Source organism: Segatella buccae ATCC 33574 (assembly GCF_000184945.1).
In the GTDB taxonomy this organism is placed as follows: domain Bacteria; phylum Bacteroidota; class Bacteroidia; order Bacteroidales; family Bacteroidaceae; genus Prevotella; species Prevotella buccae.
This window is the reverse complement of sequence record NZ_GL586311.1, coordinates 2,919,652-2,942,285: the sequence shown is the minus strand read 5'-3', so window position 1 is coordinate 2,942,285 and position 22,634 is coordinate 2,919,652. Positions and strand designations below refer to the sequence as shown.

At 57.8% G+C, this 22,634-nt stretch carries 17 protein-coding genes; 6 read left to right on the top strand and 11 right to left on the bottom strand.

Annotated features, from left to right (window positions below):
• Positions 1–14: 14 nt before the first annotated feature.
• The 5 genes from HMPREF6485_RS11650 to HMPREF6485_RS11635 form a co-directional block, all read right to left on the bottom strand.
• Positions 15–1,580 carry an acyl-CoA carboxylase subunit beta gene (locus tag HMPREF6485_RS11650; protein WP_004346741.1) on the bottom strand — a complete coding sequence of 522 codons (1,566 nt, stop codon included), beginning with the start codon at positions 1,578–1,580 and terminating at the stop codon, positions 15–17.
• 227 nt (positions 1,581–1,807) lie between these two features.
• The gene (locus tag HMPREF6485_RS11645) at positions 1,808–3,193 is read right to left on the bottom strand and encodes a hypothetical protein (RefSeq protein WP_004346739.1); all 1,386 of its coding nucleotides are present in this window, start codon (positions 3,191–3,193) and stop codon (positions 1,808–1,810) included.
• A 32-nt stretch (positions 3,194–3,225) separates the two neighbouring features.
• Positions 3,226–3,477: a hypothetical protein gene (locus HMPREF6485_RS14410; RefSeq protein ID WP_248622314.1), complete on the bottom strand. Its 252-nt coding sequence runs from the start codon at positions 3,475–3,477 to the stop codon at positions 3,226–3,228.
• The gene (locus HMPREF6485_RS11640; protein WP_004346737.1) at positions 3,465–3,674 is read right to left on the bottom strand and encodes a hypothetical protein; all 210 of its coding nucleotides are present in this window, start codon (positions 3,672–3,674) and stop codon (positions 3,465–3,467) included. The genes HMPREF6485_RS14410 and HMPREF6485_RS11640 overlap by 13 nt, the downstream gene beginning before the upstream one ends.
• A 300-nt stretch (positions 3,675–3,974) precedes the next feature.
• Positions 3,975–5,507, bottom strand: coding sequence for a DUF4301 family protein (locus HMPREF6485_RS11635; RefSeq protein WP_004346735.1), 1,533 nt, complete (start codon positions 5,505–5,507; stop codon positions 3,975–3,977).
• Between the two features lie 233 nt (positions 5,508–5,740).
• On the opposite strand from HMPREF6485_RS11635, the gene HMPREF6485_RS11630 reads away from it, so the two are divergent.
• From HMPREF6485_RS11630 to HMPREF6485_RS11615, 4 genes are all read left to right on the top strand, one after another.
• Positions 5,741–7,954: a RelA/SpoT family protein gene (locus tag HMPREF6485_RS11630; protein ID WP_004346734.1), complete on the top strand. Its 2,214-nt coding sequence runs from the start codon at positions 5,741–5,743 to the stop codon at positions 7,952–7,954.
• A 186-nt stretch (positions 7,955–8,140) separates the two neighbouring features.
• Positions 8,141–9,067, top strand: coding sequence for a PCMD domain-containing protein (locus HMPREF6485_RS11625; RefSeq protein ID WP_211205728.1), 927 nt, complete (start codon positions 8,141–8,143; stop codon positions 9,065–9,067).
• A gap of 64 nt (positions 9,068–9,131) precedes the next feature.
• Positions 9,132–10,274 (top strand): BamA/TamA family outer membrane protein, encoded by a 1,143-nt coding sequence (locus HMPREF6485_RS11620; protein ID WP_004346732.1) that lies wholly within the window; start codon positions 9,132–9,134, stop codon positions 10,272–10,274.
• A complete protein-coding gene (locus tag HMPREF6485_RS11615) occupies positions 10,261–11,976 on the top strand; it encodes a lipid A phosphoethanolamine transferase (RefSeq protein ID WP_004346731.1) in 1,716 nt (571 codons plus the stop codon). The genes HMPREF6485_RS11620 and HMPREF6485_RS11615 overlap by 14 nt, the downstream gene beginning before the upstream one ends.
• 107 nt (positions 11,977–12,083) lie before the next feature.
• On the opposite strand, the gene HMPREF6485_RS11610 is transcribed toward HMPREF6485_RS11615, so the two are convergent.
• Both HMPREF6485_RS11610 and HMPREF6485_RS11605 read right to left on the bottom strand, forming a co-directional pair.
• The gene (locus HMPREF6485_RS11610) at positions 12,084–12,419 is read right to left on the bottom strand and encodes a type II toxin-antitoxin system RelE/ParE family toxin (RefSeq protein ID WP_004346730.1); all 336 of its coding nucleotides are present in this window, start codon (positions 12,417–12,419) and stop codon (positions 12,084–12,086) included.
• On the bottom strand, positions 12,416–12,655 hold the full coding sequence (locus tag HMPREF6485_RS11605; RefSeq protein WP_004346729.1) for a hypothetical protein: 240 nt from the start codon (positions 12,653–12,655) through the stop codon (positions 12,416–12,418). Before HMPREF6485_RS11605 ends, HMPREF6485_RS11610 begins: the two co-directional genes overlap by 4 nt.
• Before the next feature lie 647 nt (positions 12,656–13,302).
• Between HMPREF6485_RS11605 and HMPREF6485_RS11600 the strand changes: the two genes are divergently transcribed.
• Both HMPREF6485_RS11600 and HMPREF6485_RS11595 read left to right on the top strand, forming a co-directional pair.
• The gene (locus tag HMPREF6485_RS11600) at positions 13,303–15,696 is read left to right on the top strand and encodes a TonB-dependent receptor (protein WP_004346726.1); all 2,394 of its coding nucleotides are present in this window, start codon (positions 13,303–13,305) and stop codon (positions 15,694–15,696) included.
• Positions 15,697–15,924: 228 nt separating this feature from the next.
• Complete coding sequence (locus HMPREF6485_RS11595) at positions 15,925–16,215, top strand: hypothetical protein (RefSeq protein ID WP_007411752.1); 291 nt, start codon at positions 15,925–15,927, stop codon at positions 16,213–16,215.
• Positions 16,216–16,248: 33 nt separating this feature from the next.
• Here the strand turns inward: HMPREF6485_RS11595 and HMPREF6485_RS11590 are convergent, their stop codons facing one another.
• The 4 genes from HMPREF6485_RS11590 to HMPREF6485_RS11575 all read right to left on the bottom strand — a co-directional run bounded on the left by HMPREF6485_RS11590 (position 16,249) and on the right by HMPREF6485_RS11575 (position 22,001).
• Entirely contained in the window at positions 16,249–17,121 is an 873-nt protein-coding gene (locus tag HMPREF6485_RS11590; RefSeq protein ID WP_004342375.1) for a sigma-70 family RNA polymerase sigma factor, read from the bottom strand.
• A 305-nt stretch (positions 17,122–17,426) separates the two neighbouring features.
• Positions 17,427–20,006 carry a beta-galactosidase GalA gene (gene galA / locus HMPREF6485_RS11585; protein WP_004346722.1) on the bottom strand — a complete coding sequence of 860 codons (2,580 nt, stop codon included), beginning with the start codon at positions 20,004–20,006 and terminating at the stop codon, positions 17,427–17,429.
• 166 nt (positions 20,007–20,172) lie between these two features.
• Positions 20,173–21,519, bottom strand: a complete 1,347-nt coding sequence (locus tag HMPREF6485_RS11580) for a replication initiation protein (protein WP_004346719.1) — start codon at positions 21,517–21,519, stop codon at positions 20,173–20,175.
• 119 nt (positions 21,520–21,638) lie between these two features.
• The gene (locus HMPREF6485_RS11575) at positions 21,639–22,001 is read right to left on the bottom strand and encodes a helix-turn-helix domain-containing protein (RefSeq protein WP_004346717.1); all 363 of its coding nucleotides are present in this window, start codon (positions 21,999–22,001) and stop codon (positions 21,639–21,641) included.
• Positions 22,002–22,634: the final 633 nt, after the last annotated feature.

Below are 22,634 nucleotides of genomic sequence, written 5' to 3'. Positions count from 1 at the left end.
CTTTCCCGCGGCCCTTACATGGGCATGCAGCCATGCTTCTTGGCCGGCAGACTCTGCCGCTTGGTGGCCAACTGCGCCAGTCCGCGACAGATGCGGAAGCGCGTGTTGCGCGGTTCTATCACATCGTCGATATAGCCGAACGATGCAGCCTGATAGGGGTTGGCAAAGAGCTCGGTATATTCCTCCTCCTTCTCGGCGAGGAAGGCCTTCACATCTTCTCCGGCCTCCTTCTTGGCCTTGGCCTCACGGGCACTGAGCACGGCCACGGCACCGCTGGCACCCATCACGGCAATTTCGGACGAGGGCCATGCAAAGTTGAGGTCGGCCCGCAACTGCTTGCATCCCATCACAATGTGGCTTCCGCCGTAGCTCTTGCGCAGGGTGATGGTGATCTTGGGCACGGTGGCTTCGCCGTAGGCGTAGAGCAGCTGTGCCCCGTGGAGAATCACGGCATTGTATTCCTGACCCGTTCCGGGGAGGAATCCGGGCACGTCGACGAGGCTCACGATGGGGATGTTGAACGCGTCGCAGAAGCGCACGAAGCGCGCCCCCTTGCGGCTGGCGTTCACATCGAGCACACCGGCGTAGGCCATGGGCTGGTTGGCCACAATGCCCACACTCTGGCCGTTGAAGCGGGCGAAGCCGGTGATGATGTTCTTGGCAAACTTGGGCTGCACCTCGAAGAACTCGCCCTCGTCGGTGATGGCACTGATCACCTTATACATATCATAGGCCGTGTTGGGGTCGTCGGGGATGATTTCGTTGAGCGAGTCGTCCATGCGGCTGATGGGGTCGGTACACTCCGTGCGGGGAGCTTCCTCCATGTTGTTGGAGGGGATGTAGCTCAGCAGGGTCTTGATGAGTGCCATGGCATCCTCCTCGGTCTTGGCGGTGAACTGTGTCACGCCGCTCTTGGTGGCATGCACGCTGGCTCCGCCGAGGTGTTCGGCGTCGATATCTTCGCCCGTCACTGTCTTCACCACTTTGGGGCCGGTGAGGAACATGTAGGATGTGTTCTCCATCATCAGCACAAAGTCGGTGAGCGCGGGCGAATAGACAGCACCGCCGGCACACGGACCCATGATGGCCGAAATCTGCGGGATGACGCCCGAGGCAAGGATGTTGCGTTCGAAAATCTCACCGTAGCCGGCCAGTGCCGAGATGCCTTCCTGAATGCGGGCACCGCCGGAGTCGTTCATGCAAATCACGGGTGCGCCGTTCTGCATGGCCATGTCCATCACCTTGCATATCTTCTGGGCCATGGTCTCGGAGAGCGAACCGCCGTTGACGGTGAAGTCTTGGGCGTAGACATACACCAACCGGCCGTCGATGGTGGCCGAACCGGCCACTACGCCGTCGCCGGGGAACTGCTTCTTCTCCATGCCGAAGTTGTGGCAGCGATGGAGCTTGAACATGTCGTATTCCTCGAAACTGCCTGCGTCGACGAGCATGTCGATGCGCTCACGCGCCGTGTATTTGCCGCGGGCGTGCTGCTTCTCGATAGCTTTTTCGCCGCCGCCAAGACGAGCCTGCTCGCGCTTGGCGAGGAGCTCTTTGATTTTCTCTACTTGCTTGCTCATAATATAATGATACTTGATTGATTCTAAAAACCTTGCAAAGATAAGAAAAAAAATGCAGACGACGAACGATAAGTGGGGAAAGTTGGGGAAAAAGACCTGTTAAGGAAATAGTCAAGGAAATGGCGATGGCACCAATTAAAAAGCGGCAGGCACCATGCAATATGGTACCTGCCGTGATGAAAAGTATATAGGGGCCGGGGCTATTCGGCCGTCATGCGCTCCGCCACTTACTCACTTTCAGGAGCTTTATCTGCTTTCCAAATGCAGAAACCGTGTTTACGGAAGAAAAAGCTTGCTTCTACTTTTTCCTTACTGATGATAAGAGCGAACGCTCCTCCATTCGAGTCATTCGGATTAGATGTACACGACCAATAAGAGCCGGAGATACCCACATTCAGTAGTTCTCCATTATTGTAGTAATCGCCAAGAGCAGGGAGGTAGAAATAGTCAGAAATGTCAGACGGTTTGCCGGACTCTATGGAGTTGTTGGTATATTTGGCCGCTGCCCCGTTATTTACAGCGGTATAGTCAAGACCATTCGGGGCTATCTTCTTCATGATGTCCGTGCTTGTGGAGTTGGCCACCGCGATGACACCCTGCTTCTTCAGCCACATACCACCTTTATGTAGATGTTTCATTGCAGCCCAAAGGGTATTGTTATCCCAATGAGGAGCACCGTGCTGGGCATACCAACGGAGTTCGTTCATATTGGGACAATCTTTGCAATCGTACTTAGCAGAAGCAGGAGGAGTGACAGCAGGAGCCGGATTATACCAACGGGGGTCCGTGGTGCTCTTGGGGTAATTGTCGTTTGTCTTGCCGTTGAGGATAGGCTGAACGTCCTCGTATCCTTTCCAATAGTACTGGGTGGCATCCCACATAGAATAGGCATTGGCATTGTAGTGAGTCACTGCAAGATTGGCAGCCACCGGTCTGTTTTTTCCTTCGTTGAGGGTCAACTTGTCATACACTTTCGTGACGGTTCCCCCAACCTGCGTCGCTTGGTCGTAGAGCGTGTATTCCACTGTGAAGCCGGTGTATTTGCCGGGGGCAAGTACCATGATGGCCGCATTCTTGGCATAGTCGGGTGCCGACGGGATGCCAAAACCGTTTCCACCATTCAGCGTGAGCGTGATGCTCCGGTTATCCGCACTTGCAGTGGGGCGTGTCGAGAGTTTGATACCGCTGTCATCAAAGTCAAACTCGCCGGCCAAAGCTTCGTTGGCTGTCACTTTGATCTGTGTCACTTTCACATCGTCTGCAAAACCGTGGCTATAATAGGGAGTGAAAGTGAGATAGGCAGCCTTGTGTAAAAGTGTGAACGTGTATTTACCGTCACCGCCTCTATTAGCGATAGCCGTGCCACAGTCGCCATCGGCTCCGATGTGTGAACCGTCGTTAGGCGTGGTCTGCGCCTGAGCCGCCTTGATTGTCACCTTATCACCTGCATTGTTGCCATAACCCGTATAGCGCACCGGATAAGTGGCCTCCGTGTATGTGCCCGGGAAATAGAACTTTGCTGTGGGCACCTTTGTGACACCACCGGCTATGAGTTGGCTATTGATATTGTCTCTGGTGCTTTGAATAAGTGTAGATGTAGCGGTATTGTTCACCCACAACCGGTCATCTTTCGTCCAATAGAAATCTATACGCGAACCGGTGTAAAGGCCTGTCGTGCGAGTGGCGGTAGGTTGTTTGTCACTTTGACGGCAAACTCCGTCAGGCCCTTGAGTTCTTTTTCTCCCTGGCTGCCATCTCCCTGAACCGTGTCATCGTTACCACAGCTTGCCAACGCAAGACATGCGATGGCAGACACTGCCCATAATTGATAATGCTTCATTTTCTCTAATGTTTTTGAAATTCTGATTCCTTTGGTTACTCTCTCTAATCTTCCCACAGCTTCTTGCGATCTGCCGAAGTCTGTTTCTCACTCTCAAAAAAGAAACCTTTTTTGGCAGTCAAAGTTTCGTCGTCATCGGCAGATCCATGTCCGCCGGAAGTAGAGCCTTCCAACAAATGTCCGACAATACGGACTTTAAAAAGTTGAAGTTCAGGCTTGTCGTAAGTCTGTCTCATAACTTGATTTTTGTTCATTTTGTAACTTATTTTATAGATAAATACTTGCAAAAAAGAAAAGATGATACCTGCTTTTATAACTTTCCATCAGTTACTCTTCATGAAATTGTTTGCAAAGGTAAGTAAAAAAATCATATTACGCAAACAAATGTGTAATTTTCCTTATAGATTATTAGAAAAAATATTCCTAAAAGCCCCATCCCCCTAATTTTGGGGGCTTCGACATTCTGTGAACAGGTGGAACGGAAGCCCCTTTTTCAGAGGGATGGGGAGCTCGATGGAGATCCGTTTGGGGGGGATCTCAGTGGGGCCTTTTTTTTATTTTTCCACCCCCGGCTGGTGTTCCTCCCTCAACAAGTCGTTGACCGTTTTCACGGGATTGAACGTAGACAGCGGCACCTCCACAAACACGGTGTTCCAGTCGCTCATGGCTCCGTTCCACAAGCCCGGCAGTTCGAGTGCCTTCAGCGGCCGCCCGTTCTTGCTCTTGCTGCTGATGAAGCCCGTGGAGTGGTCCACGAAGTCGAGCAGCGGGAAGGGCCGCCCCTGATAGTCGCGCGTGGCGCAGACCAGATCCACGGGGTTGAAATGCGTGCCCTCGGTGAACATCTTCATGTAGGCCTCGTTGGCTGTGTCTATCTGCGACGACTCGAGTATTTGCAGACTCACGGTGCCGTCCTGATTGTAGGTGAGGAAGGGGCCGCCCCCCGGTTCGCCCACATTCTTCACCACCCCGCACACGCGCATCGGGCGGTTGAGCTTCTTCTTGAGATAGATCACGAGGTCGGCATCTTCAAGTTCCTTGATGTCGGCCCGCCGGCAGCAGAGGTCGCGCTGCACGAAGCGTATCATCTCTTCGAGCAGGGCATGGCTGCACTCGCCCCCTTCGAGGCGGCGCAGATAGTCGAAGGCGCGGCGCTGCAACGTCACGAGGATGCCGGCCAGCAGCTGTTTGTAGGTCACGGTGTCGCCCTTCAGGCGGTCGGGCACCACGTTGTCGATGTTCTTCACAAACACCACATCGGCCTCGATGTCGTTGAGATTTTCGATGAGCGCGCCGTGGCCGCCGGGGCGGAAGAGCAGCGTGCCGTCGTCGTTGCGGAAGGGCGTGCCGTCGGGATTGGCCGCCACGGTGTCGGTGCTCGGTTTCTGTTCGGAGAAGGAGATGTTGAACTTCACCCCGAACATCTTCTCGTAGTAGGCCAACTTCTCGTCCACCCGCCGGCGGAACAGCGCGAGATGGTCGTGGCTCACAGTGAAGTGGACATTGGCCTCGCCGCCCGAACCGGCATAGAGTGCCGCCTCGACGAGATGCTCCTCCATCGGCGTGCGCGGGCCGTCGGGATAGTCGTGGAAGAGGAGCAGCCCCTTGGGCAACTGTCCGTAGCCCAGCCCCTTGCCTTCGAGCAGGAGGGCCACGATGGTCTTGTATTCGCCGGCGGCAAGCAGGGCCTTGAGGTCTTTGCCCTCGGAGGCCCGACAGCTGTCGTCGAGCGCGTGGCGGAAGGCGAAATGCCCAATGTGGTCGAAGAACCGCTTCTCAAAGTCGGTGGTGGGCACGTCGTAGGGGGCCTCGAGAAAGGCGAAAAGATTCTTGAACATGCGGCTGGCCGCCCCCGAAGCCGGCACAAACTTCACGATGCGGTGGCCCTCGGTCTTATACGCCTCCCACGCCTTGATGTAGGCATCGCGCTCGGCGGACTCCAGAGCCATGATGCCTGCACCGATGGCTGCCGGCCCTTCGAGCCGGAGAAAGGGGAAACCGGTCTTGAACTGCGACAACTGCCGCTCCACCTGCGCTTCGGTGATGCCGTGGGCGGCAATCTGTTTAAGGTCTTGTTGATTCAGCATATCTCTAACATTTATGGTATTCTATCGCAAATATAGGACAAAAAATGCAAAAACAGAAATTATCGCGCGGTTTTTTTGTAACTTTGCAGTGCATAAACACAATAGCACACGCTGCCTATGGCAAAGATAAACGTTCAAGATAGAGATAATTGTACCGGATTCGGTACAATTAAAGTGGATGACAATACGCCCACAACTCCGTTATCAACTTCCCTTTAACCCCTGACAAAACTATGCCCGAAGAAAAATTCACATTCACCCGAGAGGAAATCAAGGAGGCCATCGGCTGCATGCAGCGGCTGAGGACCACACTGGGCGACTCGTTCAGCCGCAAAGACGAGCGCAAACTGCGCAGCCACATCAGGCGGGCCATCGAACAAAACCAGATACAGCGCGACATCTTCGGACTGAACCCCATCGTGCATGCCTGCCAAACGGCGGAGATAGCCGTGGGTGACATCGGACTCAGGCGCGACGGGGTGCTGGCCATCCTATTATATAATAATGTGGTGAACGGATTCGCCACGCTCGAGCAGATGGCGGAGAAGTTTGGCGAGGGCGTGGCCCACATCATCCGCGGACTGGTGCGCATACACGAACTCTACAAGAAGACACCGGTCATCGAGAGCGAGAACTTCCGCAACCTGCTCATCTCTTTCGCAGAAGACATGCAGGTGATACTCATCATGATAGCCGACAGGGTGAACGTGATGCGCCGCATACGCGACACGGAGGCCGTGGAGGCCAAGATGCGCGTGAGCGAGGAGGCGAGCTATCTCTATGCGCCGCTGGCCCACAAACTGGGACTCTACCAGCTGAAGCGCGAACTGGAAGACTTGAGCCTGAAATATCTCGAACACGATGCCTACTACCACATCAAGGACAAACTCAACGCCACCAAGCAGGCGCGTGACGCCTACATCAAGCGGTTTACGGAACCCATAGAGGGCAAACTGGCGGCGGCGGGACTCAAGTTCCACATCAAGGGGCGCACGAAGAGCATACACTCCATCTGGCAGAAGATGAAGAAGCAGCGCTGCGCCTTCGAGGGCGTGTACGACCTCTTTGCCATACGCATCATCCTCGACGCGCCGCCGGAGCAGGAGAAGATGCAGTGCTGGCAGGTGTTCTCGCTCGTGACTGACATGTACCAGCCCAACCCCAAACGGCTGCGCGACTGGCTGAGCGTGCCGAAGTCGAACGGCTATGAGAGTCTGCACATCACTGTGCTGGGGCCGGAAAACAAATGGGTGGAGGTGCAGATACGCACCGAGCGCATGGACAACGTGGCCGAACACGGACTGGCCGCCCACTGGCGGTACAAGGGCGTGAAGAGCGAGGGGGGCATAGACGAGTGGCTGGCCAACATACGCTCGGCACTGGAGAACAACGACGACTTGCAGCTGATGGACCAGTTCCGCCTCGACCTCTACGAGGACGAAATCTACGTGTTCACGCCCAAGGGCGACTTGCTCAAATTCCCGAAGGGGGCCACCGTGCTCGACTTCGCCTACCACATACACTCGCGGCTGGGCAACACCTGCGTGGGGGGACGCATCAACGGCAAGGCGGTGTCGTTCCGCCACCAGCTGCGCTCGGGCGACACGGTGGAGGTGCTCACGCAGAACAGCCAGACGCCCAAGCGCGACTGGCTCAACCTCGTGAAGAGTGCCAAGGCCAAGGCCAAGATACGACTGGCACTGAAGGAGACGCAGGCCAAGGACGGGCTCTTCGCCAAGGAGATGCTCGAGCGGAGATTCAAAAACCGCAAACTCGACATGGAGGAGAGCATCATGGGCCACCTCATCAAGAAGTTGGGCTACAAGGAGGTGAGCGACTTCTACAAGGACATCGCCGAGGAGCGGCTCGACGCCAACACGGTGATAGAACGCTACATCGAGGTGCGCAACCACGACCTCAACCTCAATGCGCCGCGGGAGGCGAAGAGTGCCGAGGAGTTTGAGTTTGAGAGTCCCGACGAGGAACGCACGAGGCAGAGCGACGATGTGCTGGTCATCGACCGCAACCTCAAGGGCATCGACTACAAGCTGGCACAGTGCTGCCGGCCCATCTACGGCGACGACGTGTTCGGTTTCGTCACCGTGAGCGGGGGCATCACCATCCACCGGGCCGACTGCCCCAACGCGCCCGAACTGCGCAAGCGTTTCGGCTACCGCATCGTGAAGGCGCGCTGGAGCGGCAAGGGCACTTCGCAGTATGCCATCGTGCTGCGCATCGTGGGCAACGACGACATCGGCATTGTGAGCAACATCACCAACATCATCTCCAAGGAGGACAAACTCACTATGCGCAACATCAACATCGACTCGCACGACGGACTCTTCAACGGCAACATCACCGTGCTGCTCGACGACACGTCGAAGCTCGAGGCGTTGATGAAGAAACTTCGTGCGGTGAAGGGGGTCAAACAGGTGAAGAGGGTGTAAAAAGCCCCCTACAGCCTCCTCCGGCCCCTCCGAAGGAGGGGAGGGCCTGGCGGAAGAAAGCCTGCTAAAGCTCCTTAAACAAGTTGGTAAAGTTTCCACAAGCAGGTTTGCAAAGCCCCCTTTAGGGGGTTGGGGGTCTCTTAGGAACAAGGTTTTATTATGTACAAACAAATAGCAATAACAGTAATGACTTGCCTGCTGGCCACAGCGAGCGTGGCGCAGGAGCGGGAAGAGCCGATTCTTTACGGCAACATGAACCACTGGGTGGCTCGCAACATCAAGGAGTCGGACATCATCGGCGGCAACGCCAAGACACTCTATGAGATAGGGCCCGACCGCACCGTCAACGGGAACGTGCCCTACAAGAACCTCGGCAAGTCGCCGTGGGCCACATCGAACGTGATGGCCAAGGTGATGGGCATCGTGAAGACCAACAGTTCGGTGTATCGAGAGGCGCGCGGCAACGGCTACTGCGCCAAGCTGACCACCCACATAGAGCACGTGAAGGTGCTGGGCATGATCGACATCAGTGTGCTCGCGGCGGGCTCCATCTTCCTCGGCGACGTGCATGAACCCATCAGCGGATCGAAAGACGGCGAACGCGCGCTGAACTGGGGCATCCCCTACACCAAGCGGCCAAAGGCACTCCGGTTTGACTACCGGGTGGCACTGACCAACGAGCCCAACCGCATCAAGCAGACGGGATTCAGCAAGGTGCAGACCGTGGCGGGCAAAGACTGTGCCACGGCGGTGCTCCTGCTCCAGAAGCGCAGCGAGGACAGCAAGGGCAACGTGACGGCCAAGCGCGTGGGCACGGTGGTGGTGGAATATCGCAACAGCAGCAGCGGATGGGTGAACAATGCCACCTATCAGGTGCTCTACGGCGACCTGCGCCACCGGCAGGGCTACAACGAACGGCTGATGGGCCTGCGGCAGACCGACTACGTGCGCAACAGCAAGGGCAAGAGCGTGGTGCTGAAAGAGGTGGGCTGGGCCGATGCCGGCGAGCAACCCACGCATCTCATCGTGCAATTCTCGTCGAGCAACGGCGGTGCCTTCATCGGTTCGCCGGGCAACACGATCTGGATAGACAATGTCAGACTGGTGTTCTAAACCGCGCCCCACCCTGTCTCGGGCAGCAAGACTTGCGCTGCTTCCGGGACTGCTGCTTGCCGCCATGGGACTGCGGGCGCAAAACAGCCCGCCCGCCGGCGACTCGCTGCGCCGCGACATGGCCGTGCCCGACACGCTTGCACGACCCCACAAGGGGGGATTCATCAGCCGGCTGGCGGCCTACTTCGCCGACTCCAACAAGGAGAAAGACCGCCGCAAGTTCGACTTCAGCGTCATCGGCGGCCCACACTATGCCACCGACACCAAGCTCGGCCTGGGACTCGTGGCAGCCGGACTCTACTACACCGACCCTGCCGACTCGCTCCTGCCGCCCTCCAATGTCTCGCTCTATGGCGATGTGTCCACGGTGGGCTTCTACATGGTGGGGCTGAAGGGGGTCCACCTCTTTCCGCGCGAACGCTACCGGCTCGGCTACGATGCGTCGTTCGTGTTCTTCCCCACCAAGTTTTGGGGCACGGGCTATGACATGGGCAACGACAGCGGCAACGAGGGCAAGATGAACCGTTCGGAGGTGGACATCAAGGCCAACTTCCTCTTCCGTCTCGCCAAGGGCGTGTATGCGGGGCCGGCAGTGTCGTTCAACTGGATGAAGGCCGGCAGCCTCACGCGCCCCGAACTGCTCTCCGGGGGACCGACCCACGCCGCCGATCTCGGCATGGGGGCAGCCTTCGAACTCGACACGCGCGACGTGATGACCGCCCCCCACCGCGGCCTCTACCTCACGTTCGGGCAGATGGCGCGCCGGCAGTTGGCCAATGCCCGACACACCTTCTTCACCACCACCTTCGTGGCCAACGCCTACACGCCGCTCTGGCAGGGGGCGACGCTCGCGGTGCAGGCCGGCGGTGTGCTGCAGTTCGGTGCGCCGGAGTGGAACAACATGGCCCTGCTGGGCGACTCGCACGCCATGCGCGGCTACTACAATGGCCGCTACCGCGACAACGATAAACTGGAGACGCAGGTCGAGTTGCGCCAACACCTCTACCACCGCAACGGCATGGTGGTATGGGCCGGGGCGGGCACGGTGTTTCCCAAGCCGGGTGCCCTGCGCCTGCGCCACGTGTTGCCCAACTGGGGCATCGGCTATCGCTGGGAATTCAAGAAAAACGTGAACATCCGGTTCGACTACAGCTTCGGCAAAAGCGGCCAGTCGGGCTTTTTATTCAATGTCAATGAAGCTTTTTAAACGCATCTTCCGCTGCGCCGCCGCGCCGCAAACGGTCTTCGTGCTGGCCCTTTTCGTGCTGGCCCTGCCCAACCTTTGCCTGGCCGTCACCGAGCCCGTGCCCTTCGTCTACATACTGGTGAACATTCTGCTGCCCGTCTCGCTCTATGCCGCCGCGCTCACCTTCCGCCGGCGGCCCGGCCTTGTGCTGTGGGTGCTCTTCCCGCTTGTCTTCCTCTCCGCCTTCCAGTTTGTGCTCATCTATCTCTACGGGCACTCCGTCATTGCGGTAGACATGTTCCTCAACCTGCTCACCACCAACCCCGGTGAGGCGGGCGAACTGCTCGACAACCTCTTGCCCGGGCTGGCGTTCATCTTCGCCGTCTACGTGCCCACGCTCCTCTTGGGGGCCCTCTCAATACGCCGAAGCCGCCCACTCCCCCACCGGTGGGCTCGCGTCACGCGCCTTGCAGCCTCCGCCGGGGCGGTGGTCGGACTGCTACTCCTCGTCTTCGCCACCGGCAAGGCCTATCGGGCGGCCAACGACCTCTACCCCGTCAACGTGTTTCAGAACATCCGGCTGGCCGTGCTCCGCACCCGGGCCACCGCCCGCTATGCCGAAACCTCGCGCCATTTCACCTTCCACGCACGGCCCACCCACCCCGCCGACGAGCGCGAGGTGTATGTGCTCGTGATCGGCGAGACGGCCCGTGCGCCGCAATTCCGACTCTACGGCTACCACCGCAACACCACGCCGCGGCTCTCGGCCATGCCGGGACTTTTCGCATTCGACAAAGCCCTCACCCAGTCGAACACCACCCACAAGAGCGTGCCCATGCTGCTCTCGGCCGTGTCGGCCGCCGACTACGACAGCATCTACACCCGGAAAGGCATCATCACGGCCTTCCGCGAGGCGGGATTCCACACCGTTTTCCTCTCCAACCAGCTGCCCAACCACTCGTTCATCGACTTTTTCGGCGAGGAGGCCGACGAGTGGAAGTTTGTCAAAGAACCCACTGCCGGCTCGCACTCCACTGCCGGCGACGGCTACGATGCCGACCTGCTGGCGCCGGTAGACGAGGTGCTGCGCCGGAAGAGGCGCAAACAGCTCATCGTGCTGCACACCTACGGTTCGCACTTCGAATATCGCAAACGCTATCCGCGCTCGATGGCCCACTTCCTGCCCGACGATGCCGACGAGGCGGAAGCCGCCAACCGCGCCTCGCTGGTCAACGGCTACGACAACACCATACGTTACACCGACTGCCTGATAGCCCTGCTCATCGACCGACTCGCGGCGCAGGATGCCGCCTCGGCCCTGCTCTACACCTCCGACCACGGCGAAAACATCTTCGACGACAGCCGCCACCTCTTCCTCCACGCCTCGCCCGTGCCCTCCTATTATGAACTGCACGTGCCGCTCCTCGTGTGGCTCTCGCCGCGCTACCGGGCCCTGAATCCTGCCGCTGCCCGGGCCCTCTCGGCCAACGCCCGCCGCCCGGTGGCCACCAGCGTGTCGGTGTTCCACACCTTCGTCCACCTTGCCGGGATCCGCACGCCCCGTCTGCTCCCCACCCTCTCCGTGGCCCACGGCACCTACCGCCCCGCCCCGGCCCTCTATCTCGACGACCACAACGAGGCCCGGCCCCTGCAACAGATGGTGCGGAGCCGGCAAGACCGCCTCCTCTTCCGCCGGGCCGGAATGCCTCTGCCGCAGCCGTAGCAGGGGGAAGCCCGACGGAGACAAGAATGCAGAGAGCGTGGAAAAACAATCGTCCCACGCTCCGACGGGACGGAACGTGGGACGAGAGGGCATCTCTCTCAAGATATTCAGAACAGGTCGGAAATCAAATTCCGGATATAGGCATCCGAAACATTCTCGAGTTCACTCTTGTCGTAGATGGCGAGCAGGGTGATTTCAAGATGGTCGTGCGCCACAAACACATTGTAGGTAATCACCCTTGCGCCGCCGCTCTTGCCCTTCCCCTTCGAGGCGATGGCCATCCTCACCTTGCGCACGTTATTGCCGAGGTCGACACCTTGCATGGGATTGTCTTCCAATGCCTGTATGAAAACTTTAAAGTCGGCCGCGAGCGAGCGGTATTTCTTTGCCAATCGTTTGAATTGCCGTTTAAATTCCTCGCCGGGATAAATCTCCACCGTCATACGCTCTCCTCTATTTCCTGTATAAAGTCATCGGCGGTCTGTCTTTTCAGCCCCTTGCCCTTCGCTGCTTTCATTTCGGTGACGGCCCGTGTCAGCGTTTCCTTCACATACGCCTTTCGGGCCTGCTCTTCTCCTTTATATATAGAGGTGGAAACCACACCACGAAGCATGCCGATAGCACGACGGATGCTCTGTGTCGTGGAGTCCTCATCGAGTGTTACAAGAATCTGTGTCATAGCCTTTCCTCCCTATTCTCTTTATGGTTTTCTGTTGGCAAATATACCATTTTTCGGCCATAAATCCAAATATTCGCCGATGATTTTACACCATCGCATCAGTATGTATAAAGATTCGATTCTGTGTTGACAACACCCGAATAAGTTTTACAAAACGGCCTCCGCGGAAACTCCCCGATTAGCTCGGACAGATGGCCTTTCAAAACTTCAAAAGCCGCTCTAACACGCCATCGGGGCCTTTGGATTTTGCCAAAGAGCCACCATCAGGAGCCCAAAGGGCCACTATCGCAAGGCAAAAGGGCCGCAGTCGTCGTGCGACTGCGGCCCTTTTGCGCCCTCGTTCGGCCCGTTTTCAGCCTCCAAGGGTTGTCAATAATATTCAAATATCTGATTATCAACACGCTGGAAACATCCCCAAAATTCGCGTATTTTCGCTCATCCGGCTGCCCGATGAAAATAACGTAGGCTCAGAGCCCGAAAAGCAGCAGATAGTTTGACAAAGCCTTCACCGGCAGTAGGGGCGGCACTTTATGCCTGCCATCCGCCACGTTTTCCCCACCATCCACCATACGCTCCCCCTTTTACCCCTCTCCCCTTTTACCTCTATACCTCTACAATATTCCGCCCCTTTCTGCGTTAAAGAAACAATGAGACAGAAGATTTTCCTTATCCATATACTCCTGTGCCTGGCCTGCAAGGTGGGGGCGCAGGAATTCGTGCTTCAAGGCAAAGTGACCGACCCGGACATGAACCCCGTGGAACTGGCCACCGTGGCGGTGCCGGCGCAGGGCAGGATGACCATGACATCGCTCAAGGGCGAGTTCAGCATGAAGCTGCGCTCGGCCGACTCGGTGGTGGTGAGGTTTTCGATGATAGGCTACCGCACCAAGACGCGCGTGCTGCGACGGCCACGGGGCAAACAGACGCTGCAGGTGGTGCTCTACAACGACAACACGCTGGCCGAGGTGGAGGTGAAGGGCGAGAAGATACAATCGGGACAGGCGCAGGACCTAAAGGTGAAGGACATGGCGGGCGCGCCCTCGGCCACGGGCAACGCCGTGGAGGGACTCATACAGAGTCAGGCGGGCGTGAGCTCGCACAACGAACTGTCGTCGCAATACAACGTGCGCGGCGGAGCGTTCGACGAAAACTCGGTCTACATCAACGGCGTGGAAGTGTTCCGACCCTTCCTCGTGCGCTCGGGGCAGCAGGAGGGATTGTCCGTCATCAACCCCTACATGGTGGACAAGATTGCCTTCTCCACGGGAGGCTACGAGGCGCGCTACGGTGACAAAATGTCATCGGCACTGGCCATCGACTACAAGCAGCTGAAGCCGGCCGCAGGGCGCAAGACGGCCTTCGAGGCCACGCTGGCGGCAAGCATGATGGGGGCCGATGCCTACGTGGGGGTGGCCACAAAAAGGCTCTCGTGGCTCAACAGCCTGCGCTACAAGACCAACCGCTATCTGCTGGGGAGCCTGCAGGAGAACGGGGAATACCGGCCCAACTTTCTCGACTACCAGACTTATCTGCACTACGAGCCGTCGAAGCTGTGGCAGGTGGACTTGATAGGCAACATCTCCGACAACCACTACCACTTCATACCGCAAAACCGCGAGACGTCGTTCGGCACGCTGGAAAACGTGAAGAGCTTCCGCGTCTACTTCGACGGGCAGGAGAAAGACCGTTTCCTCACCTACTTCGGGTCGCTCGCGCTCACCCGGCGGTTGGGCAGCCTGGCCTCGCTCTCGCTCATCGGCAGTGCCTTCCTCACCCGCGAACAGGAACGTTACGACATTCAGGGACAATACTGGCTCGACCAGACGGAGACATCGGAAAACCTTGCCGTGGGCACCTATTTCGAACATGCGCGTAACTATCTCGAAGCACGGGTGACAAGCGCGAAACTCATGCTGCGCTACAAACCCAAGAAGCATGAGGTGGAGACGGCTGTGACGCTCAAGCGGGAGCACATCGAGGAAAACTCGGTGGAGTATGAAATGCGCGACTCGGCGGGCTACAGTGTGCCCCACACGGGGCGTGACCTGCACATGATATACTCGCTCCGGGCGGCCAACACGCTCGACGCAACTCGCATCGAGGCCTATCTGCAGGACACGTGGCGACTGTCAAGTGCGGGCGGACACACGCATTTCACACTCAACTACGGCGTGCGCATGAGCCACTGGAACTTCAACCGCGAGACCATCGTGAGTCCGCGCCTCTCGCTGGGCATCATACCGGCCTTCAGCGACAAGGTGACCATCCGGTTGGCCACGGGACTGTACTATCAGGCACCGTTCTTCAAGGAACTGCGCGACACGTCGACCGTGGGCGGGGTGACCTATGCCACACTCAACCGCAACATCAAAAGCCAGCGGTCGATACACTTCATCGCCGGCTACGACTACCGTTTCAGCGTGAACGGACGCAAGTTCAAGTTCTCGGCCGAGGCCTACTACAAGGCGCTGGCCAACCTTGTGCCCTACTCGGTGAACAACGTGAAAACGGTCTACTACGGCCACAACGAGGCTTCCGGCCACGCCGCGGGCCTCGACCTCAAACTCTACGGCGAGTTTGTGCCGGGCACCGACTCGTGGCTCACGCTCTCCCTCATGGACACCCGCATGAGGCTCAACGGCAAAGACATTCCCCTGCCCACGGATCAGAAATATGCCGTCAACCTCTTTTTCACCGACTATTTCCCCGGCACCACCCGCTGGCGCATGAGTCTCAAGCTGGCTTTCGCCGACGGTCTGCCCTTTGCCGCACCCCACCGGGAGTTGGAGACCAACCAGTTTCGGGCTCCGGCCTACAAGCGCGCCGACATCGGCATGAGCTACCGGCTCTACGACAACGACCGCCGGCAGAAGCATTCGCCCGTGCGCAACGTGTGGCTCGGCGTGGACTGCCTCAATCTTTTCGGCATCAGCAACGTGAACAGCTACTACTGGATCACCGATGTCGGCAGCCACCAGTATGCCGTGCCCAACTATCTCACGGGCCGCATGGTCAACGGCCGCGTGGTGGTGGAGTTTTAGGGAGTTGCTGCTGCGGTCGGGTAAGCCCTCACGCTGTGAGGGCCTCCTCTCCCTCCTCTCCCTCCTCTCCCACAACTCTTCCCTCCTTCCTCCCCCTCTTCTGTCAAAAAAACAAAAAAGTTGCCGCTTATGGCGACAACTTATCAAAAAAAAGCATATATTTGCGACAGAAGGTATGCTCTGCACACCCGACAACAATCTATACTGCACCACCAAAACCTACCCACCATGGATCATACGACACTAATCACCATCCTGCTGATAGCCGCCTGCCTGGGGCTCGTGGTCTATAACTTCCTGCACAAGAAGCACATCCACTACAACGCCGACGAACTGAAAAAGGCTGTGGGTCGCATTTTTGACGACAGCCACAGCCATACCGTGTCTAAGAAAAAGTTTCTGGAGAGTTTGAAAAACCAATATAGCTGCACTCAAAAGGATGCGCTCTATCTGCTCGGCATGGCCCGCAAACTGCATTTCGTCACCATGACCGACAAGGAAGTGGAACTTGTGGAATGACCCAACCGGCCGCCCCACAAGCTCCCGCAGGGCTCAGCCCAGATATTTCATGAGGATGCGGGCATTGCCGCTCTCGCGAATCTTGAGGATGCTCTTCTCGCGAATCTGGCGCACACGTTCCCGTGTGAGTCCCATTTCTTCGCCTATCTCTTCGAGCCCCTTCTCGTGGCAGCCGATGCCGAAGCACTCTTTCACAATGCGTATCTCGCGCTCCTTGAGCACGTTCTTGAGCACATTGTTCAATTCGCTGGCCATCGACTCGAAGTCCACCTGCTTGTCCGTGCGGCTGTCGTCGCCCGAAGCCAGCACATCGGCCATCGAGTTGTCGTCGTCCTCGGCGAAAGGCGCGTCGATGCTCATGTGGTGGGAGTCGGCATTGAGACTCTGCTCTATCTTCTGCTCGTCAATGCCCGTGATTTGCGCCAGCTCCTGAATGGAAGGACGGCGGTTGTGTTCCTGCACGAACTTGCTCGTCACCTGATTGATCTTGCTCACCGCCCCCACTTGGTTGAGCGGCAGGCGCACGATGCGGCTCTGCTCGGCAATGGCCTGCATGATACTCTGGCGAATCCACCACACGGCATACGAGATGAACTTAAATCCGCGGGTCTCGTCAAATTTCTCGGCAGCTTTCACCAGTCCGATGTTGCCCTCGTCGATGAGGTCGGTCAGTCCGAGTCCCTGATGCTGATACTGCTTGGCCACGGAGACCACGAAGCGCAAGTTGGCACGCACCAGTTTCTCCTTGGCGCGCTCGCCCTCACGGCCGCCCTTGCGGATGGCCTGTGCCAGCTCCGTCTCTTCATCGATCGACACCATGGGCTCATGGCTGATCTCAGCAAGATACTTGTCGAGTGCTTCGCTCGACCGGTTGGTGATACTCTTCGAAATCTTAAGTTGTCTCATGTAATCCTTTTACCTTTCTTATATATTCCTTTTTACAGACTCCACAAATACCGTGCCGACTTTGCACTCTTGTTCGCAATTTGGCGTGCAAAGTTACAAAAAAATCTCCATATCGTCAAATGGAAAAGCAAAGAAAATCATCCTTTCTGCCCATACTCACCGTTTACACGCCCCCAAGTCCCCATTTGCATTCATTTAACGCTTTCTCTGTATTATCCAAATTCGCTTCATTCGCAACATTCGCCGATGTTTTGTTTCTGTCGGCGAATGTTTCGAATGAAGCGAATCTTTTGGCCGTTTGACTTTTACAGTCGCACCTCCACGGCCCTTCCGCCACGCAGACGGGCGGTGAACACCACGGGACCGCTGCCCTCACGGCTGCGCAGGATGACTTGGGCGCGGCCCATGAAAGCGGGGAAGACGAAACGCCGGGCGGAAGACGGGCCGCCGGCACCGGCCGGCAGGGGGCGGGGGCGTTCGACACCCTTGAATCCCGGGTCACCATTGCCGCAACCGAGAATCTCGGCCGGGCCGGAGACGGCGAACTGGAGCGAGTCGCAGGCATCGGGGACGAGACGCCCGCGGCTGTCGAGCAGCGAGAGGTCGACGACAACGATGTCCTGTCCGTCGCGCCGGAGGGTGCGCTTGTGGGGCTTGGCCGAAAGGCGCGAGGCCGGGCCGGTGGTCTCCACGAGGGTGGTGAGCAGCAGCCGGCCGTCGCGATAGCCGCGGGCCAAGAGCCGACCGGGGCGATAGACGGTGGACCAAGAGAGGTGGCCGTCGGCAGGCATGGGCTTGCGCCCGAGCGAATGGCCGTCTTGCAGGAGTTCCACCTCGGTGCAGTTGCTGTAGGCCCACACCTCCACGGAGTCGCCCTCATGGCCGCGGAGATTCCAGTGGGGCAGCAGGTGGAGCACGGGCACGGGAGTCCATGCGGCCTTGAGATAGAAGGCTTCGTCTTTCGGGAAGCCGCAATAGTCGAGCAGTCCAAACTGCGAACCGGTGGCGGGCCACTTCATGGGGTTGGGTTCCCCGCGGTAGTCGAAGCCCGTCCAGTAGAAGAGTCCGCCGGCCCAAGGATGCTGCTTGTAGAACTTCCAACCGCGCTCGATGACGTTGCGCTCGCCACCCGACCGCTCCTCGCCCTCATAATTGATGCTGCGCATCCATCCGCGGAGCGAGTCGGTGAAGTAGACATTGCGCGTGCCGCAGCCGCTGGTCTCCTCGGTGCCGATGACAAACCAGTCGGGATGCTGCCGGCGGCGGTTGTCCACATCGTTCTGCACGATGTAGTTGTAGCCGTGTATGTCGGGCACGGTGACCAGTCGGTCGCCGCCGGAATTGCCGTAGGTGACGGGGCGCGAGGGGTCGAGGTCGTGCACCCACTGCTGCATCGTGCGGGCAATCTTCTCCCCCTTCTCGCTGCTCTCGATGAGCCACTCCTCGTTGCCGATGCTCCAGAGGATGACGCTCGGGTGGTGGCGGTCACGGGAAATCATGCGCTCGAGCAGGTCGCGGTGCTCGCGATTGGTGCCCATGAGGCGGTTTTCGTCGATGACATACATGCCGAGCGAGTCGCAGATGTCGAGCATGGCGGGCGTGGCGGGATTGTGCGAACAGCGGATGGCGTTGCTGCCGAGGGCCTTGAGGGCCTTGACGCGATAAACCCACAGCGAGTCGGGCACGCCGACACCCACGCCTGCGTGGTCGAGATGGAGATTGGTGCCTTTGAGTTCCACGGCCCGGCCATTGACCGTCATGCCGCGCGAGGGGTCGAAGGCCACGCTGCGCAGGCCCAACCGCGTCACGGTGCGGTCGGCGAGGCGGCCGTCTTGATAGAGACTGAGGCGGGCCTTATATAAATAAGGTGTATCGGCCGACCACCGGTGGGGTTTCGCAAGACTGACGGAGAGGTCGCCGGCCGACTCGCAGAGGGTCTCCTCGGCTGTGGCGCACACGGCATCGCGGGCATCGAGCAGGTCGAGGCGCACGCGGAGGGGGCCCGTCCAAGTGGTGAGCGTGCGGTCGATGCCCACCTTCACTTGGCAGGAGACGGTGGCCGTGTCTGCGCCCGTCTCGGTGTCGTAAGTGGCGGAGGCGATGCTCACAGGGCCGGTCTTCTCGAGCCACACGTCGCGGTAGATGCCCGCACCCTCGTAGTACCAGCCTTCTTCGGTGGAGGCATCGGCGCGCACGGTGAGCACGTTGTCGCCGCCATAGTTGAGATATTCGGTGAGATTGTAGGTGGCCGAGGCGTAGCCGCTGGGCTCATGGCCGAGGTAGAAGCCGTTGCAGAACACCTGCGCATTGCGGAAAATGCCGTCGAAGCGCACGGCGATGCGCCGCCCCTCGTCGCTCTTGGGGATGAAGAAGCGGTGGCGATACCATCCCACGGAGTTTTGGGGCCAGCCCCACCCCACTTGCTTGTAGCCGTGGCTGTGGGAGGCGCGGGCCGAAAAGGGCAGATCTACCACCCAGTCGTGGGGCAGACTGACTTGCTGCCAGCGGCTGTCATCAAACGTGGGGGCCGCGGGGCCGCGGTTCTGTCCGGTGGAAGCGGCCTTGGAGAGATAGGTGAAATATTCCGTGCCGTGGGTGAAGTCGCGCTCCATCGACGATGCGTCGCCGAGCGCGAAACGCCAGCCGTTGTTGATGAGCCGCGTCTCGCGGACGCCGGCCGCTGCGTTTTGCGACCGGGCGCAGAGGGGCATGAGGAGGAACAATATGGCAAAAAAGCCTGCCCCGGCCCTTCCAAAGGAAGGGAGTGTATGGCGGAAGAAAGCCTGCCAAGAACGGTTGGTATTTTTTTTCTTCATTGTCATCATTACACCTTTCTGTCTTTCAAATTCGTGGGATGTGGCCGATTGCGTTGCCGGCCTGCACATCTCATTTCTATTTCAACATTATTTTTTATGTCTATACACCCTGCCGGGCGTGCGGGCAGGCATAAGGCACTGCCCCTACTGTTCGACACAAGACGCTTCGCCCCTTCAAGAAAACTTTGTCATCTTTGCATCTTTCAATTCTTGATTTTTTAAATCTTTGAATCTTTTAATTTTGCACGTTCCCCCTCGCATCCTCCCGGAAGAAGTTCTCGAAGCTCTTCACCACATAGCTGGGCACATCCTTGATTTCCGCCCCCTGTTTTTTCAGATAGGCTTCGAGGCTCATCAGTTTGCCCATCGTGGCCGTGTAGTTGGCCTTGGTGAGAAACTTTGAAAGCTCCTGCGCCTTCGACCGCTGCAACTTGAAGTGGCTCACGAGCATGTCGGCGAAGTAGTCGCGCTGTCCGGTCTCGTCGTAGCTGTTCTCGCTCTGCACCAGTTTCGGACTCTTGTAGATCAAAAACTTGATGGAATCGGGCTCGCCCGTGTGCCGCGTACCGTTATAAATCTTCTCATATTCGAAGTAACAGTTGCAATATCCAAGCTGTGCCAACTCCTTCAGTTCGTCGTGGGCGGGCTGCAAAACGCGCTGGATGACGTGCCGGAAGGCCTTGTATTTTTTGTCGATGTTGAGTATCTGACGGAAATATTCGGTCGAAAAAGTCACCGTCCCCTTGTCGAGCCAAGCCGAAATGAGGAGGAAAATGCGTTGCGTGTATTTGTTGCGCGTGTTGTAGACGGTGTCTTTTCCGAGCAGATGATAGCCCAATTCCACGGAAATAAATGCCTTGGCAATGTCTTCATCCATGTGGATATTGACATACGGATTGTGTACATCTTCGGGGATATAAACATCGCAAAGATTGGTCACGCGCTTGTATTTCCGCCCCTCCGAACTCTTGTAAGGTATCTGCACGGGTATCGTGGCGAGTGCCGTGAGCGCGTTGCGGAGTTCGGGATAGTGGTTCTTGTTGACGGCGAAATCCTTGAAATAAAGGTTGAGTGACACGCCGTGGTCGTTCTGTATGTCGCCCTCCTGAATGTGTGACAACTTGGTGATGTCGGTGATCTTCCGGGAGATGAGATTGTGCAAAACATCCTGCAATTTCTCGAGCATAAACGTGACCACCTTGTTTTGCATCGCCGAGTAGTCTTGGCTCATGTAGGTGAATGCCAGCGGCGTGATGATGAACGTCTGTTCGTTCACCGGCAGCGCGTTGGCTATGAGTTCCCGCTGCTTCTTGGTGAGCTTTTTCGGGGCTTTGCCACGCGCTCTGGCTGTCGGCTTTTTTGCTTTCGTTTTCTTCGTTTTTGCTTCTTCCATTGTCAAGAAGTTTTCTTCCGCTCCGTCACCGTCAAGGGGGGCTTCTTCGGCCACGGCCGTCAGGGTGCTCCCACCGGCGGCCGCTGTGAAGGCGAAGCCGGCCGCTGATGCCCCATTGTCGGCCGAAACGCCTCGCGAAGCTATCTCCGTGAACTCGTCGCCGAACACCAATTCGTTGTTATCGTCCATGATATGTGTTGTTTTTATTTTTGTTTCTTGCCTTATATATAATAAGGTGCAACGGCGGTGGCCCGTCCGTCGCCCGGGGGCGGAAGCCGGAACTTCGCTGCCCGGAGCCTTGCCGCCCGCTATTTGCGCAGTTCGAAATCCACGGGCACGCACCTGAGATATTTCGCCAGCGATTTTTTCTGGCATCCCCTGCCCTTCTCGATGCGCAGAATCTGCGCGGCGGTGAGTCCCGTCTCGTCGCTGACACGGCGCAGGGAGTAACCGGCCCGGATGCGCTCGCGCTGCAGGGCATCGCCCAGATCGGCCACCGTCCAGATCTTCCGCCCGCCGATGGCGAGCAGACAGTTCATGCCCGTCACCGTCTTGAGCAGCGAGCGCAGGGCGTAGTTGTCGCGCCCGATGGGGCGCAGCAGCGAGGCGGGATAGATGCCCCGGGCCTCAAACGTGAGCCGAAGTGCTGTTTCAAGTTCTTCTAATGTCATAGTCTCTCGATGGGTGTGCGTCGCCCCGCCGGATGCCCCGTGAGGGGACACAGAGGGTGGCGGACACTGAAAACCCGAGCAAATATAATCGAAATATCTGATAGTACCAAACATTTTCGGCAAAAAGTTTATTTTTTCTTTTCTCGAGCCTAACTCGTTGGTTCACAAGTTGTTGTAGTTCCCAAATTGATACACTTCAAGTTTTAATCGGTTGGAAATCAATCGGATAACTGATGCATGATGGCACGATTTTGTTACGATTCGACCAATGGCACGGTTTTGTTCCCAAATTGATACACTTTTCCCGTAAATTGCTTATAACCTACGGGTTCGGATAAAATCGCGGGAGAAAGGTTTAAGGTGGGTGATGGGCGATAGGTGTTGGGTGATAGGTGTTAGGTGATAGGTGTTAGGTGTTAGGTGGTAATGGCAACTTTGTCTTGCCGCCGTAGGGGCAGTGCTTTATGCCTGCCCGCATGTTTCGAAGAAACGTATCGCTCACAGGCTGCTGACAATCGCCCCTCCGCAGATAAAAGTCTCCCTGAAAGACCTCTCACCGCCCCCTGAGAGACCCCCAACCCCCTAAAGGGGGCTTACATTCCTGCGAATAGGTGGATGGCAAAGCCCCCTTTA